The following is a 14,904-nucleotide window of genomic DNA, read 5'->3' as shown; positions in this document are numbered from 1 at the left end:
CCTGCTACACTTTGTGCTATGACTAGCTATTTTAAAAAATAACCGCAAATTTAAGCACGGCACTAAGCCGCGCCTAAAGCCAAATTTTACTTATCCTCAAGCACCTTTTCGCGCCATTTTGAGCTTGATTTTTTATCCATCGCCATATCTTTAGACATCTCGGCAGCAGCCTCAAAGTTTTTCTGTACGCCCTCGCTGCTGTTTTTGTATTTCACCGCGTTCGTACCCTTTATGCCTAGGCTCTGTGCCTCGCTAACCGCATCGATGTTCGCACCCAAAAATATAAACTCCCAGTCGTATTTTTCCTGCTTGTCGCTTATCATTTTTTTGATCTGCGCCTTTGAGTACTCCCTGCTCGAATTTTCTTGCCCGTCGGTTACGATCACGAAAAGCACGGCTCTGTTTTTAGCATAGATATCCTCGACTTTTGAGATTTTATTTATCGTATCGCCCACAGCGTCTAGTAGCGCGGTGTTGCCGCCTGCGACGTAGTCTTTACTCGTTAACTTCTCGACCTTTTTGATATCGGCTCTATCGTGCAGCGTCTTAAAATTCGTATCAAAAAGCACCGTAGTTACCTTGGCGTCCACGCCCGCTTCTTTTTGCTTGTCGATCATCGAGTTAAAGCCGCCGATAGTATCGCTCTCAAGCCCGCTCATAGAGCCTGATTTATCCAGGATCAGCACCATCTCAAGCTGCTTTGGCTCAGATTTTTGCGGCGCTTCCTCGCTTTTAGCAAACGCAAAAGCCCCGATAATCATCAACAAAAACGCGATTTTTTTCATATTTTCTCCTTTGAAAATTTGGTTTGATTATAGCAAATTTTAATGGCGCGGCGGTAAATGCGAGAAGGTTTAAATTTGAGTTTTGTATTTTTGTTGATTTTAAAACAAGCCGAATTTAAAGGTTAAATTTTACAAATTTAAGGCCCGAATCCGAGCCTTAAATTTACTAAGAAACGCGGTCAAACCGCTCGAATTTTACTTTGTCGCAGTGATTTTTACGTAGCTGTTTAGCGCACCTATATACGCTCTAGCGCTCGCCGTCATCGTATCGATATCAAGTCCGTGACCGATGATGGTTTTACCGTCAAATTCGACCTTTACTACGACATTTGCCAGCGCATCCTTGCCCTGAGAAACGGCGCTAACCTTGTAATCCTTGAGCACGCCGTGGATGCCGCTTAGGCGGTCGATGACCTTAAATATCGCGTCCACCGTACCGTTGCCTAGCGCCGCGTCGCTCTTGATCTCGTCGGCGTAACGAAGCGTGATCGCCGCGCTGCTTAGGCCTTTGTTGCAGCTGTTTTGCGTAAGCGTCAAGAACTCGAAAACCTCAGGGATCTTGATGATCTCGCTCGTGACTAGCGCGCGCAAATCATCATCAAAGATCTCTTTTTTCTTATCCGCAAGCGCCTTAAATTTCTCAAACGCCTCGTTTAACGCGCTATCTTCTAACTCAAAGCCAAGGCTGATTAGCTTATCTTTAAAGGCATGGCGGCCCGAGTGCTTGCCAAGCACGAGCGAGTTTTTATCTAGCCCGATACTCTCCGCGCTGATGATCTCGTAGGTCTCTTTGTGCTTTAGTACGCCGTCTTGATGGATGCCGCTTTCGTGAGCGAAGGCATTTTTGCCAACGATGGCTTTGTTTGGTTGAGGCTCGATGCCGATGATGCCCGATAGCAGGCGCGAGCTAGGATAAATTTCCTTGCAAACGATGTCGGTATAAAGCGGTGCGAATATATCTTGGCGCGTCTTTATCGCCATTACGATCTCTTCAAGCGCGGCATTTCCCGCACGCTCGCCGATGCCGTTTAACGTACACTCGACCTGCCTGGCGCCCGCTTTTATCGCGGCTAGCGAGTTTGCCGTAGCTAGGCCTAGGTCGTTGTGATTATGCACCGAAACGACCGCGCGACCGTTTATAAATTTAACCATTTCTCCTATGCGAGCGGTAATCTCCTCGGGATATAGATACCCCACGGTGTCTGGGATGTTGATCGTTTTTGCTCCGGCGTTTATAGCGGCGTCACAAATTTCTTTTAAAAAGCTCATCTCGCTCCTGCATGCGTCCTCGCAACTAAACTCCACGTCGTCGCAAAATGTTTTGGCGTATTCTACGGCTTTTACGGCGCGTCTGATTACTTCATCGGGAGCCATTTTTAGCTTAAACTCCATATGGATCGGGCTTGTAGCGATAAAGGTGTGGATGCGTCTGTTTTTAGCAGGCGCGATAGCCTCTCCGGCGGCCTTTATATCGCCGTCCACGGCGCGGGCGAGCGAACAGATGGAGGCGTTTGAGGCCTGCTTGGCGATCTGATGTATCGCGTCAAAATCGCCCCTACTAGCCGCAGCAAAACCGACCTCCATGACGTCCACGTTTAGGCGCTCCAACTGGCGCGCGATACGGATTTTCTCCTCGGTATTCATCGAGGCACCAGGGCTTTGCTCGCCGTCTCGTAAAGTCGTATCAAATATTATTATTTTATCATTGTTCATTTTTTATCCTTTTTGGAGTTTTAGTTCGTATGGTATAAATTTGATTATTAGGGTGTGAAACAGTCGCTGCTTAGCGCAGCAGCAGAAGTAGGGAGAAAAATGCGTTAAATTTGACGTTGCCGTTCATTCGCTCTCCTTTTGGATTTTTTTGTTTTTAAGTCTCATAAAAACGTATCTGATTATACCGTAAGAAACATAAACGCTCATTAAAGTCGTAACCGCTTCGATGGGGCAAACGTAAATAGCCGAAAACGCAACCGTAAGTCCGACTAAGATGCGCAAAAAGTCAGCCCTTTTGAGATCTACTTTTTTAAAGCTCGGGTAACGAATGTTGCTTACCATCAAAATAGAGAGCAAAATTTGCAAAAACAGCAAAAACCACTCGGCGCTTCTAGTAAAATCATACTCTAAGCTCAGCCCGACCCAAAATGCAGAAACTATAGCGGCCGTAGGTATCGGAAGGCCGATAAAAACAGACGGCTCATAGGTGCCGGTCATTACGTTAAAGCGTGCAAGTCTAATAGCGCCAAAAACTACGAACAGTGCTGCGACAAGCGAACCCAAACGTCCAAAGCTATGTCCGACTGTAAAGTAAAAAAGCATCGCAGGCGCGACGCCGAAAGCTATCACGTCGGCAAGACTGTCAAATTCTACGCCAAATTTAGACGTGGTTTTAGTTAGCCTAGCTACGCGTCCGTCAAGTCCGTCCAAAAATAGCGATAAAACTATGTAAATAATAGCCTTGAAAAAATAGCCGTTGGCCTCCTCGACCAAACCCGCGCTAGCCGCTATGTAGCCGCGCACGGAGACGATGATACTAATGATACCCAAAAACGCCGAAGCCGCCGTGAATAAATTCGGCAAAATGTACATTAACTGAAGTTTATGCTGATTGTCTTGCATCTTTTTCCTCGTAGCTAAAAAACCCTAAAATGCCTGCGCTTGCCACTTTTTCGCCAACACTAACGCTTATTCTCGTATTTGTGGGCAGTATCAAAACCACCTCGCCGCTACTTAAAAAACCAAATCTCCTGCCCGCTTTTAAGTGGCTAAAATTTTCAAATGAAATACCCTTACTAAGAGGCCCGGCGATGATGCGGATCGCAAATTTGTTGTTTAAATTTTTACATACGAACAAGGCTCGCTCGTTTAAATTTTTAGAAGCTTCCATGGCGTTACACAAAAAAAGTCCGTGCCTTTGTTTGACTTCCAAAAGCTCCATATCGCAAGGAGCTCTGAGCGCGCCCGCGTCAAATACGCCCTTGCGGATAGTTATGGCTACACACTGCGTGTCAAAATAGTAAATTTTATCTATGCTTTTGATCTTACCGTCGATCGGGCTAAGCATGGCGTAAGCATCGTCGCTTCCTAGCGCTCGCTCTGGGTTTCTAAACCAAAATACGCAAAGCGCAAAAAGCATGAAGAATAAAATTTGACACACGCCCAAAAACAGCGCAAGCAAAAGCAAAAGCCCTAAAACGAAAACGTATTTGTAGCCCTGTTTTGCGATTAGCCCGATGTTTTGCATATCTTTACGCTTGTTCCTCTTTGTTTTCTTCTAAATTTACGAGCCTGCTAGGCATGCCGCGCTCTTTTTCGTAGTTTGCGATGATCTCTCTAACCTTCGCGCCCTCGATAGTTTCCTCTTCGTAAAGCGCTTCAACCATCTTTTCTATCGCGTCACCGTAAGTTCTCAGCGTCTCAAGCACGTGTTTATAGCGCTCATCAAGCGTGGTTTTGATAAATTCATCCACTTTTTCCGCCGTTTTATCGCTATAGTCCCTATCGGCCTGACCGCCAGCCAGGAAAGTACTGCGGCGTTTTTCAAGCACCATAAGTCCAGCGATATCGCTCATGCCATATATCGAGATCATCGAGCGAAGTATATCGGTCGCGCGCTCTAGGTCGTTACCAGCACCGGTTGAAATCTCTTTTATAAAGACCTCTTCAGCTGCACGTCCAGCTAGAAGCACGTCCACTTCAGCCATTAACTCGTGACGCTGCATCATAAATTTATTCTCTTCAGGCGTATGAAGCGTGTAACCAAGCGCCGCAAGTCCGCGCGGTATGATCGATACCTTGGTGACTCTGTTTGCGCCTTTGGTAGTCTCTGCTATGAGCGCGTGTCCGCTCTCGTGATAGGCCACGATGCGCTTTTCTTTCGGATTTATACGGCGAGATTTTTTCTCAAGACCAGCGATCGCTCGCTCGACGGCCTCTAGCAAGTCAGCCTGCTCGACTTTGCCTTTTTCTTTTCTGCCTGCTAGCAGGGCGGCTTCGTTTATGATGTTTGCAAGATCCGCTCCCGCAAGACCTGCTGTCATACGCGCGATATCCTCGATACTAACGCTATGGTCAAGCTTAATATCTTTTATATGCACGCGTAAAATTTCGATCCTGCCTTTAAAATCAGGCTTATCGACAAGCACCTGCCTGTCAAATCTACCCGGCCTTAAAAGCGCGGCGTCAAGCACCTCCGGACGGTTGGTTGCGGCAAGTACGATAACGGGCGACGCATCCGAGCTAAAGCCGTCCATCTCGGCTAAAAGCTGGTTTAGCGTTTGCTCGCGCTCGTCGTTTCCGCCGATCATTCCGCTAGCTGCGCGGCTCTTGCCGATAGCGTCAATCTCATCTATAAAAACGATCGCCGGAGCTTCTTTTTTCGCATTTTCAAAAAGATCTCTCACGCGGCTAGCACCCACGCCGACAAACATCTCGATAAAGCTTGATCCAGAAACCGAGAAAAACGGTACATCCGCTTCGCCAGCGACGGCCTTTGCGAGTAAGGTTTTACCAGTGCCCGGAGGTCCTACCAAAAGCACGCCTTTTGGGATTTTGGCGCCCAAATTTATATATCTATCCGGATGCTTTAGGAAATCCACGATCTCTTTAACTTCTTCTTTTGCTTCCTGCACGCCCGCCACGTCGGCAAATTTAACCTTCGGTTTTTCCGAGTTTACTAGCTTTTTAGAGCTCCCCATCCCAAGGATACCGCCGCCCATATTTCGTTGCATACGGCTAGCCAAAAACATCCAAATTCCAAAGAAAATAAAAATAGGAAGTATCCACGAAAAGAGCATTTCGGTAAACCAGTTCGTCTCGCTATACGCTCCATAAGGGATCTTTTGCTCCTCCAAAATCGGCACTAGCGTCGGGTCATTTACTCTTTTGGCAAAGTACGTTCTGCCGCCGTTATCAACGGCTTTTATCGAGGTTTCGGAGATGCCAACCTGCGCTACTTGCTTGTTTTTTATCATCTCTTTTATCTCGGAATACGAGGTGCTTTTCGAGCCGGCCGCGCTCTGCCCTAGTAGCGTGCCGTCCATCTCGCCGCCTCCAAGCCCACGAAATGCTATCACTATCACGATAGCAAAAATGGCGAAAATCAAAATCGGATTTTTATTAAAAAAATTATTTCCACCGTTATTTAAATTTTTATCATCATTTTTTCTGTTATCCATTACGTTCCTTAAATTATTTTACGCTTTTTGAAATACGAAGCTTTTCCACTCGTTTTTGGTTTGACTTTCTACTAGTTTGAGCGACGAAAAAGCTTCTAAAATTCGCGTTTCGTATTTATCCAAAACACCTGCTAAAACCAGATATGAGCCCTCTTTTAGCAAATTTATCAAATCATTTTTTAGCATTAGTATCACGTCGGCGATTATGTTTGCGACGACGATATCGTATTTTTTATCCAAATTCGCCACCGAACCGGTCCAAATTTGATTAAATTTAACCCCGTTTAGCTCGGCGTTTTTCTGCGAGCTTTGCACTGCTTGCTCATCAGTATCGCAGGCATCCGTGACGCAGCCTAGTTTTGCTAGGGCGATGCTTAGTATCCCACTTCCGCAACCCACGTCAAGCGCACTCATACAGCTTGATGCGTATTTTTGCAGATACTCTATGCAAGCGCTCGTACTCTCGTGGTGACCCGAGCCAAAGGCAAGCGCGGGATCGATGATGATGTTTTCAAACACGTCTTTAGACTCTTCCCAGCTTGGGTGGATGTAAAATTTACCGATCTCTATCGGTCTTACGTTTTTTTTGTATTCGTTTAGCCAGTCTTTATTTTCTTTTTGACTTTTTATTATCTTAAACTCGATCTCGCGGCCAAGCGTATTTTGCAGAGATTTTGCGTATTCTCGTAGGCCAAATTCCACTTCGTCTAGCTCGTCTTCGTCCCGCACGATAAACCCGCCGGCAGTCTCCTGTGTACAAGTAACGCCCAAAGAAAAAACGAGATCTTCGAAAAGCTCGCGAAGCTCCTGCGAGCAAAGAACTTCAAGCTCGTAAAATTTATCTTTCAAATTTATGCTCTTTTAGCCTAAGACGTCTTCAAGTTTTTCTTTCAAAACTTGCGGCGTAAACGGCTTTACGATGTAGTTATTGACACCTGCTTTTAGCGCGGTTATAACCTCGGCCTTACCGCCCTCAGTCGTTACCATGATGATAGGCATATCGACGTATTTTTGCTCGGCGCGGACTTTTTTTACTAGCTCAAGGCCGTTCATCTCAGGCATATTCCAGTCGGTGATAAGCACGTTTATATCGCTATGTTGGCCTAAAATTTGCCACGCTTCGACTCCGTGCTCAGCCTCTAAAATTTCCTGATGTCCGAGCCTTTGCAGGGTGTTTTTTATGATTCTTCTCATAGTGGAGCTGTCGTCAACTACTAGTATTTTCACAATCGTATCCTTTTTTAAAAAATGTCCAATTCTAGCAAATTTTATATTTAAATTTACTTTAAAATTTTATCGGCCCAGCTTAAAGGCCTCTTTTAGATCAAGCGCTCCTTCGTAGTACGCCTTGCCTACGATAGCGCCGTAAACGTCTCCCGCGCGCATTAGCGCCCGAATATCCTCTATATCTTTTACGCCGCCGCTTGCGATCGTATTTATGCCGCTAGCTTTTGCGATTTGCGATGTAAATTCCACGTTCACGCCGCTAAGGGTGCCGTCTTTTGAGATATCGGTGCAGATTATCGCTTCGACTCCGGCTCCGGCAAATTTAGTCGCTAGCTCGGTCGCCCTCATCTGCGATACCTCCGCCCAGCCCTGCACGGCGACGAAGCTGTCTTTGGCGTCTATGCCGACGGCGACGCTATATTTTTGAGCCATTTCTTTAGTAAAATTCGGATCCTTTAGCGCTACCGAGCCCAAGATAACGCGCGTTATGCCGCTATCAAGGTAGCTTTTTATTCGCGCTTCATCGCGTATCCCGCCGCCGATTTGGATTTGTAAATTTGCTGCTTTTGCGATTTTTTCTACGGTTTTTAGATTTACCGCTTCGCCGGCAAACGCTCCGTCAAGATCGACGACGTGAAGCCACTTTGCGCCCATATCTTCAAATTTTTTAGCTAGCTCCCACGGCGCGTCCGAGTAGACTTTTGCGCTACTCATTTCGCCTTTAAAAAGCCGAACCGCCTTGCCCTCTTTCAGATCTATCGCAGGGAAAATTTCCATCACATCTCTCCGAAATTTCGTAAAATTTTTAGTCCCGTCTCATAGCTCTTTTCAGGGTGCGGCTGAAAGCCGAAAATATTATCTTTGCACACCGCGCTTACAAATTTATAGCCGTATTCGCTAAAGCCAAGCGCCGCATCATCATCGCAAACTACATGATAAGAGTGCACGAAGTATAAATACTCGCTAGCGGCTAGATCCTTATTTATCGGCGTTTGCTTGGTAAAATTTATCGTATTCCACCCGGTGTGCGGCACCTTTAGCGGAGCGTCAAATTTGGACGGGTCAAATTTAACCACTCGCCCATTTATGAGTCCTAGCCCCTCGTTTACGCCAAATTCCTCGCTTTGCTCAAAAAGCAGCTGCATACCCAGACAAATGCCTAAAAACGGCTTTCCGCCGGCTACGGCCTCTTTTATCGCGGGGATAAAATTTCTATCTTTTAGCTTTTGCATAGCTTCGCCAAAAGCCCCGACTCCAGGTAAAATAATCTTGTCAAATTTACCCAGCTCCTCGCCGCGACCGACGAGTTTCGCCTTTAACTTTAAACTCTCAAACGCGTTTAAAACGCTCCTTAAATTTCCCGCGCCGTAGTCGATGATGCCAATCATTGCGAGCTCCTTTGCTTGGTAGCAAAAAGATAGATGCTAAGCGCGATCATCAATATCGCGACGCCGCCGATGAGATAGATCGCGTTTATGATGTGGTCCGGCGCCGTGATGGCAAATTTAAACACGAGCATCAGGGCCTCGATCGCAAGCGCGATGATGATCGATCCGATAAATCTGATCATCGTCTTGTTTTCCATATCCTCGCCGCGCTTGCTTTTGCCTAGCACCTCTTCTTCAAATATCGCTTTAACCAGGTCAAATATCGCAAGCGCCAGCGTCAGCACAATCGTGTGCTCAAACATCTTTTCGACTTCGATATTTAAAAGATCGTTAGCCAAAAGCCCTTTAAGCGCGTCAGCAAACAAAAACAAGGCTATGGTAAAAAGCGCGACCGAAAACGCGGCGTAAACGACCTTAAGAAATTTGCCAAAGTAGCTCTCTAGCTTGCCATGAGAGACGATGGTTAGGATATTTTCTAGCGAAACGTCGATACACGCGACGAATTTTAGCTCTCCCTTATCATCATATATCGGAGTGGACGCCGTCACGCACAGCTCGCCCGTTAGCGAGGATGGATACGGGTCGCTTAGCACGCAGCGCTTTTCGCGCACCGCGGTGTAATAATAAGACTTATTGCTACAGTTTTCGCCGCCGCCGGCTTTGTATTTTTCATTTAAGCTCACGGTGTCGCCTATTTGCACGCCGTTTGCGTCAAGTACGTAAAACGCGTCAAAACCCTCTATCTCGTGAGCCATTTTATCAAAGCCGCTTTTTATCGACTCGGCGTTTACTCCCGGCAGCCTGTTTGGCAAATTTTTACTAAAAAGATAGCATATATAGGCTCTAGCCTTATATCTTAACTCTGAAAATCTCTGTATATCTTGCAGCGTCAAATTTATTCCTTATTTAGCGCGTGATTAAACTCCGGCACGATCTCTTTGAGCGCAGCCGCGACATCGTCCGCGTGCGTTAAATTTTTAATTTGCTCGTTTAGTTTAGCTAGGTCGTATTCGCCCGAGTGCGTCACGAAAATAGACTGAAACTCGGTTTTTACGTCGTCTTTGTTTATTAAAAGTTCCTCGTAAAGCTTCTCTCCCGGGCGGAGACCGACGAATTCGACGCCTAGGTGCTCTTTGTTTGATAAAATCAGCATCTTTTTAGCTAGATCGGCGATCTTTATTGGCTCGCCCATATCAAGCACGAAAAGCTCGCCGCCTTTTGCGATCGAAGCAGCCTGAAGCACGAGCTGACAAGCCTCGGAAACCAGCATAAAGTACCTCGTGATATCAGGGTGCGTGACGGTTAGCGGTTTATTGTTTTCGATTTGTTCTTTAAATTTCGGTATTACGCTACCGCTTGAGCCTAGCACGTTGCCAAAGCGCACCGCGACGATCTCAGTTTTAGCAGGTAAATTCGAGTTTAGCGCGTAAAGCTCGCACACGCGTTTAGTCGCGCCCATGATGTTCGTCGGGCGTACAGCCTTATCGGATGATATCATCACGACCTTGCTAACGCCGTATTCGATAGATAGATCGATCAAAATTTTGGTGCCGATTATGTTATTTACGACCGCGGCTTTAGGGTTTGCTTCGCAAAGCGGCACGTGCTTATAGGCTGCGGCGTGGATCGCGATCTGCGGTTTAAACTCCTCAAAAACCGCGCGCAAGTCAGCTTCGTTTACGATATTTATCATCTTGCTCACGGTTTTGTCGCTGTGAGTTATCTCGCCGATTTTGTAGAGATTAAACTCGCTGTGATCGATCATGATTAGCTTGCTAACGCCAAATTTTAGGCACTGCTTGCAAATTTCACTACCGATACTACCGCCCGCGCCCGTGACCAAAACGACCTTGCCGCCTAAAAATTTCTCCACCGCGCTACTATCTAGGTCTTTTGGCTTTCTAGCTAGCAGATCCTCGATCGAGATATCCTTGATCGCGTCCTTGCCTGTGCCAAACATCGAGAAGATCTTGATATCGCGGATACCGTAAGCCGTAAGCTCGTCAAAAAGCTCGGCCAGCTCGTCTTGACCGAGCGCTAGCGCGATGATAGCGGTTTTTACGTTGTACTCTTTGATCAAATTTGCGATTTCGCTCTTTGGCTGCACTAAAAACCCGTCGCAGTAAGTGCCGACTAGATCGCTCCTGCCGTCTACCACGCCCACGGCATATAGATCGATGTAGCCCTGCCTAAGCCCCTTTAAAACATGCAGCGCCTTTGAGGTAGCGCCGATAACGACGCATGGCTCGCCCGTATGCGGCTTTTTAGAAAAGTCCAAAAACATACGCTTGGCGATCCTTAAATTTCCGATTAGCAGGCACGAGATAATAAAGTCTATAAAAACCACGCTTCGAGGAAACGGGTTAAAAACTGCAGGCATCGCAAAATAAACGATCCAAAAGCAGACGATCGCGCAAAGATGAACGAGGAAAATTTTCCTCGCTTCGTTTAGTCCGAAAAATCTCCACGGCACCTTGTAAATTTTAAAAAGCCACATGAAAAATAGCTTTAAAACCACCATCGTAGCGCAGCCCGCGACCAGTCCGCCTCTAAAATAATCAGGCAGAACGCCGCTAAATCTAAGCAGATACGCCAGATAAAACGACGCGACAAATATCACGATGTCAAAGGTTAGAAAAAACGCAAGCCGCTTTAGCTTCGTCGCTTTAAACATTTATAAATTTTCCTTTACGATTTTTACCACTCGCGCAAACTCCTCGTCCCCCATCGCCGTACCGCTAGGCAGGCAGATACCGTGCGCAAACATCTCCTCGCTAGTGCCGTCCGTGAACGCTAACGCCCCCTCAAACACCGGCTGCATGTGCATCGGCTTCCAAAGCGGACGGCTTTCTATATTTTCTTTAGCGAGTGCGTCTATCACGCGCAAGTGCGCACCTTTTTCTTTAAACAGCGCGGTCGTTAGCCAGCGGTTGCCGCGAGAATTTAGGGTTTCAGGCATAAACTCAAGCTCAGGAAGCTCTTTTTGATATTTTTCAAAAATTTCGCGTTTTTTTATCACGCGCTGCTCGAGCACCTCCATCTGCGCCGTTCCGATCGCGCCTAGCACGTTGCTCAGGCGGTAGTTGTAGCCGTAGTCTTTGTGCTCGTAGTGCAAAAACGGCTCTCTAGCTTGGGTGCTGTAAAATCTTGCCTTTTCCACGAGCTCTCTTTCACCCACTAGCATGCCGCCGCCGCTTGTGGTGATGATTTTGTTGCCGTTAAAGCTATATGCGCCCAGCCGTCCGAACGTGCCCAGCGCTTTGCCGTTCAAAAATCCGCCCAGCGCCTCGGCCGCGTCCTCGACAACGGCGATATTTTCCCGCTCGCAGATCTCGCAGATCTCTTTCATCTTTGCCGCCTGACCGTAGAGGTGCGTGACGACGAGCGCTTTTGGCTTTTTAGGCGAATTTGCGATCGCCTTTTTTAGCAGCTCGGGGCTTAGATTCCAGCTTTCGTCGCTATCGACAAAAATAGGCGTAGCGCCTTGATAAAGTATCGGGCTAACAGACGCCATAAAGGTAAACGTAGAGGCTAACACCACATCTCCCGCGCCGATGCCTAGCACCCTTAGCGCCAAGTGGATCGCCGACGTGCCGGAATTTAGCGCCAAAGCATCGGGCGCTCCCGCGTAGCTTGAGACGCTTGCTTCAAATTTATTCACGTATTCGCCAAGCGGCGCGATGTAGTTGCTCTTAAAGACCTCGTTTATGTACTCTTGCTCTTTGCCGCTCATGTGCGGCGGACTTAGGAAAATTCTTTGCATTATTATTCCTTAAAGAAATTTACGCATTGTAGCACTTAAAATCTAAATATTTTTATAAAAACTCGTTTAAATTTGCTTTTAGGCCGTAGAAAATGGGGATTTTGTTAAATTTTGCGTCAAAATGTATTTTGGAACTGCAAATTTGACGCAGCAAATGATATTTATATATTTTGCCTGTGCCGACTTTTGTCGCTACGGACGTAAATTTGACGAGCGATATTTTGGCTCTCAAATTTAGCTCAAATTTCGCCTAACTTTAGCGGGATTACCGTAGGCGACGCTACCGTCTGCGATATCTCGTACTACGACGCTGCCCGCTCCGATGATACAGTTTGCACCGATTTTTATGCACTGCACTGCGCAAGATCCTATGCCTACGTGGGTATTTGCACCAACGATCACGCCGCCCGCTAACGCCGCGTTTGGGCTAATGTGCGCAAAATCGCCGATCTCGCAGTCATGCTCGATGATCGCGCCAGTGTTTATTATCGCACCCTCGCCTATTACAGCGCGCGCGTTTATGACGGCATTTGGCATCACGACCGCGCCCTCGCCTATTTGCGCGCTAGCGCTTACTACCGCGCTTGGATGGATCAAATTTACTATGACAAAGCCCGCGTTTTTTACTCTTTCTTGCAGGATGCGCCTGATTTTATTATCTCCGATAGCTACGATCACGTCCGCTTTTTCTAAGCTCGGGTCAAATTTGAGCACGTTTTTGCCGTCAAATTTGGCATCGTCTAAAAACACGACCTCGCCGTATCCGCAGGCTCTTGCTACGTCCGCGACGACGGCTCCGTGTCCGCTAAAGCCGTAAACGTAAATTTTAGTTGCGGCCATTAAATTTCTCCGTCGTGGCCATGCCTTCTTTACTTACACCGCTTCGTTTTAACACCTTTTGCACCGTTAAAATCGCGATTTTCACGTCCAGCGTAAAGCTAAGCTCGCGGACGTATCTCGCGTCAAATTTAAACTTCTCCGCCCAGCTGATCGCGTTGCGGCCGTTTACCTGCGCTAGTCCCGTGATACCCGGTCTCACGTCATGGCGGGTTGCCTGCTCGGCGTCGTAAAGAGGCAGGTACTCAACCAAAAGCGGACGCGGCCCGATGAAGCTCATATCGCCTTTTAGCACGTTAAAAAGCTGCGGCAACTCATCAAGGCTCAGGCTTCGGATGGTCTTGCCGACGCCGCTTAGGCGCAGCTCGTCGGGCAGCAGTTCGCCGTCCGCACCGCGCTCGTCGCTCATCGTTTTAAATTTGTAAATTTTAAAAATTTTAGCGTGCAAACCCGGGCGCGCCTGCGTAAAAATGACGTCCTTGCTAACCTTAAAATATATCAAAACTGCAACAACCGCCATAATCGGCAGCGTCAGTACGATTAAAAAAATCGCACCGCAAATATCCAGTAATCTCTTAAAAAACACTCTATACATCGATAAATTTCCTATAAATTTCTATATATTTTCGCGCGACCGCTCGCTCGTCAAACTCGCGCAGGGCGAGCTCCCGTCCGTTTCGGCCCATTTGCGAGGCCAAATTTTCGTCGTTTAGTAAAATTTCTATCTTTGCGGCTAGGTCGGCGGAGCTTTTTACCTCGCAAAGCAGGCCGTTAAAGCCATTCGTCACGGCCTCGTTACATCCTGCCACATCGCTAGCTACGACTGGCCTACCCATACTCATCGCCTCTAAAACCGTGCGCGGAAAGCCCTCTTTGTAGCTTGGAAGCGCAAGCAGATAGCTAGTCTTTAAAAGCTCTGGCACGTCGTCTCTAGCGCCCAGATACCGCACGGCGCCGCCAGTTAGAAACTTCGCGTCGGCAGTACTTTTGTTTCCTTCAAACCCTTCGCCCGCAAAGACGAACGCGCAGTCCTCGCGCCCGCGCAAAAGCTCTGCCGCCTCGTAAAACTCTCGCACGCCCTTGTGCCACATCGCGCGCGCTATCATCAGCACTATCTTTTTGCCGCGCAGATCCTCGCCCAAATTTGCGGCCGACACGCTGTTTTCGTCAAATTTGAGTGTATCCACGCCCACACTTTTTATCTTAAAAATTTTCTCCTCGGCTATCAAACCGCGGCTCAAAAAATACGCCGGATCGGCCTCGTTTACGAACACGCAGCCGTCGCTCATATTTAGCGCTTTTTTATAAAGCGTCTCGATCGCGGCGCGTACTAGACGGGTTTTTAAGTCGTTATCGATATAAAAGCTGCCAAGCCCCTCGACCAAATTTATCACGCGCTTTATGCCCACTTTTTTAGCCGCAAAGGTGCCAAATACGTTTGACTTGTGCGCCGAGGTTTGCAGCAGATCCAAATTTAACCCGCGTAAAATCTCGGCGAGCTTTTTTGAGTTTTCAAGCACGGTTAGAGGATTTAAGCTCGCGCGGTCAAGCTCGTACGTCACGCAGTTAAACTCGCTTTTTAGCCTATCCGTGTAGTCGCCCTTTGGCGCGATAGCAAACACCTCATGCCCGAGCCGCTTTAGCTCGCGCATGATCGGCGCGCGGAAAAAGTAAATGCTCATATCGGCGTGACTCAAAAATCCAAATTTAGCCATTTAAAAAACCTCTAT

Annotated in this window: 15 protein-coding genes; all 15 read right to left on the bottom strand. The window is 47.4% G+C overall.

Annotated features, from left to right (window positions below):
* Positions 1 to 86: 86 nt before the first annotated feature.
* Positions 87 to 785 (bottom strand): vWA domain-containing protein, encoded by a 699-nt coding sequence (locus Q0394_RS09510; RefSeq protein WP_298947191.1) that lies wholly within the window; start codon positions 783 to 785, stop codon positions 87 to 89.
* A 195-nt stretch (positions 786 to 980) separates the two neighbouring features.
* Positions 981 to 2,498, bottom strand: a complete 1,518-nt coding sequence (locus Q0394_RS09505) for a 2-isopropylmalate synthase (RefSeq protein ID WP_298790180.1) — start codon at positions 2,496 to 2,498, stop codon at positions 981 to 983.
* 123 nt (positions 2,499 to 2,621) lie between these two features.
* A complete protein-coding gene (pssA, locus tag Q0394_RS09500) occupies positions 2,622 to 3,401 on the bottom strand; it encodes a CDP-diacylglycerol--serine O-phosphatidyltransferase (RefSeq protein WP_298947188.1) in 780 nt (259 codons plus the stop codon).
* On the bottom strand, positions 3,382 to 4,026 hold the full coding sequence (locus tag Q0394_RS09495) for a phosphatidylserine decarboxylase (protein ID WP_298947186.1): 645 nt from the start codon (positions 4,024 to 4,026) through the stop codon (positions 3,382 to 3,384). The genes pssA and Q0394_RS09495 overlap by 20 nt, the downstream gene beginning before the upstream one ends.
* 4 nt (positions 4,027 to 4,030) lie before the next feature.
* Entirely contained in the window at positions 4,031 to 5,959 is a 1,929-nt protein-coding gene (ftsH, locus tag Q0394_RS09490; RefSeq protein WP_298947183.1) for an ATP-dependent zinc metalloprotease FtsH, read from the bottom strand.
* 18 nt (positions 5,960 to 5,977) lie between these two features.
* Positions 5,978 to 6,808, bottom strand: a complete 831-nt coding sequence (locus tag Q0394_RS09485) for a 50S ribosomal protein L11 methyltransferase (protein ID WP_298947181.1) — start codon at positions 6,806 to 6,808, stop codon at positions 5,978 to 5,980.
* 12 nt (positions 6,809 to 6,820) lie between these two features.
* A complete protein-coding gene (locus Q0394_RS09480; RefSeq protein WP_039888294.1) occupies positions 6,821 to 7,186 on the bottom strand; it encodes a chemotaxis response regulator CheY in 366 nt (121 codons plus the stop codon).
* 66 nt (positions 7,187 to 7,252) lie between these two features.
* Complete coding sequence (hisA, locus tag Q0394_RS09475) at positions 7,253 to 7,963, bottom strand: 1-(5-phosphoribosyl)-5-[(5-phosphoribosylamino)methylideneamino]imidazole-4-carboxamide isomerase (protein ID WP_298947273.1); 711 nt, start codon at positions 7,961 to 7,963, stop codon at positions 7,253 to 7,255.
* A complete protein-coding gene (gene hisH / locus Q0394_RS09470) occupies positions 7,963 to 8,574 on the bottom strand; it encodes an imidazole glycerol phosphate synthase subunit HisH (protein ID WP_298947179.1) in 612 nt (203 codons plus the stop codon). The genes hisA and hisH overlap by 1 nt, the downstream gene beginning before the upstream one ends.
* On the bottom strand, positions 8,571 to 9,467 hold the full coding sequence (locus Q0394_RS09465; protein WP_298947177.1) for a PDC sensor domain-containing protein: 897 nt from the start codon (positions 9,465 to 9,467) through the stop codon (positions 8,571 to 8,573). The genes hisH and Q0394_RS09465 overlap by 4 nt, the downstream gene beginning before the upstream one ends.
* A 2-nt stretch (positions 9,468 to 9,469) precedes the next feature.
* Entirely contained in the window at positions 9,470 to 11,248 is a 1,779-nt protein-coding gene (gene pglF, locus Q0394_RS09460; protein ID WP_298947174.1) for a UDP-N-acetylglucosamine 4,6-dehydratase (configuration-retaining), read from the bottom strand.
* Positions 11,249 to 12,337, bottom strand: coding sequence for a UDP-N-acetylbacillosamine transaminase (gene pglE, locus Q0394_RS09455; RefSeq protein ID WP_298947172.1), 1,089 nt, complete (start codon positions 12,335 to 12,337; stop codon positions 11,249 to 11,251).
* A gap of 234 nt (positions 12,338 to 12,571) precedes the next feature.
* Positions 12,572 to 13,177 (bottom strand): UDP-N-acetylbacillosamine N-acetyltransferase, encoded by a 606-nt coding sequence (gene pglD, locus Q0394_RS09450; RefSeq protein ID WP_298947167.1) that lies wholly within the window; start codon positions 13,175 to 13,177, stop codon positions 12,572 to 12,574.
* Positions 13,164 to 13,769, bottom strand: a complete 606-nt coding sequence (pglC, locus tag Q0394_RS09445; RefSeq protein ID WP_298947161.1) for an undecaprenyl phosphate N,N'-diacetylbacillosamine 1-phosphate transferase — start codon at positions 13,767 to 13,769, stop codon at positions 13,164 to 13,166. Before pglC ends, pglD begins: the two co-directional genes overlap by 14 nt.
* Positions 13,762 to 14,889, bottom strand: coding sequence for a N,N'-diacetylbacillosaminyl-diphospho-undecaprenol alpha-1,3-N-acetylgalactosaminyltransferase (pglA, locus tag Q0394_RS09440; RefSeq protein WP_298947155.1), 1,128 nt, complete (start codon positions 14,887 to 14,889; stop codon positions 13,762 to 13,764). The genes pglC and pglA overlap by 8 nt, the downstream gene beginning before the upstream one ends.
* Between the last annotated feature and the right edge of the window lie 15 nt (positions 14,890 to 14,904).

Origin of the sequence: uncultured Campylobacter sp., assembly GCF_938039205.1 — a bacterium.
In the GTDB taxonomy this organism is placed as follows: domain Bacteria; phylum Campylobacterota; class Campylobacteria; order Campylobacterales; family Campylobacteraceae; genus Campylobacter_A.
Note: the sequence above shows the minus strand (reverse complement) of the source record. Positions and strands in the feature narration are given on the sequence as shown.

Coding starts and splice junctions, on each gene's coding strand:
- hisH (WP_298947179.1), bottom strand. CDS start 8,574: ATGATTGGCATCATCGACTACGGCGCGGGAAATTTAAGGAGCGTTTTA.
- Q0394_RS09505 (WP_298790180.1), bottom strand. CDS start 2,498: ATGAACAATGATAAAATAATAATATTTGATACGACTTTACGAGACGGC.
- hisA (WP_298947273.1), bottom strand. CDS start 7,963: ATGGAAATTTTCCCTGCGATAGATCTGAAAGAGGGCAAGGCGGTTCGG.
- Q0394_RS09495 (WP_298947186.1), bottom strand. CDS start 4,026: ATGCAAAACATCGGGCTAATCGCAAAACAGGGCTACAAATACGTTTTC.
- pglF (WP_298947174.1), bottom strand. CDS start 11,248: ATGTTTAAAGCGACGAAGCTAAAGCGGCTTGCGTTTTTTCTAACCTTT.
- pssA (WP_298947188.1), bottom strand. CDS start 3,401: ATGCAAGACAATCAGCATAAACTTCAGTTAATGTACATTTTGCCGAAT.
- ftsH (WP_298947183.1), bottom strand. CDS start 5,959: ATGGATAACAGAAAAAATGATGATAAAAATTTAAATAACGGTGGAAAT.
- pglD (WP_298947167.1), bottom strand. CDS start 13,177: ATGGCCGCAACTAAAATTTACGTTTACGGCTTTAGCGGACACGGAGCC.
- pglA (WP_298947155.1), bottom strand. CDS start 14,889: ATGGCTAAATTTGGATTTTTGAGTCACGCCGATATGAGCATTTACTTT.
- Q0394_RS09510 (WP_298947191.1), bottom strand. CDS start 785: ATGAAAAAAATCGCGTTTTTGTTGATGATTATCGGGGCTTTTGCGTTT.
- pglE (WP_298947172.1), bottom strand. CDS start 12,337: ATGCAAAGAATTTTCCTAAGTCCGCCGCACATGAGCGGCAAAGAGCAA.
- pglC (WP_298947161.1), bottom strand. CDS start 13,769: ATGTATAGAGTGTTTTTTAAGAGATTACTGGATATTTGCGGTGCGATT.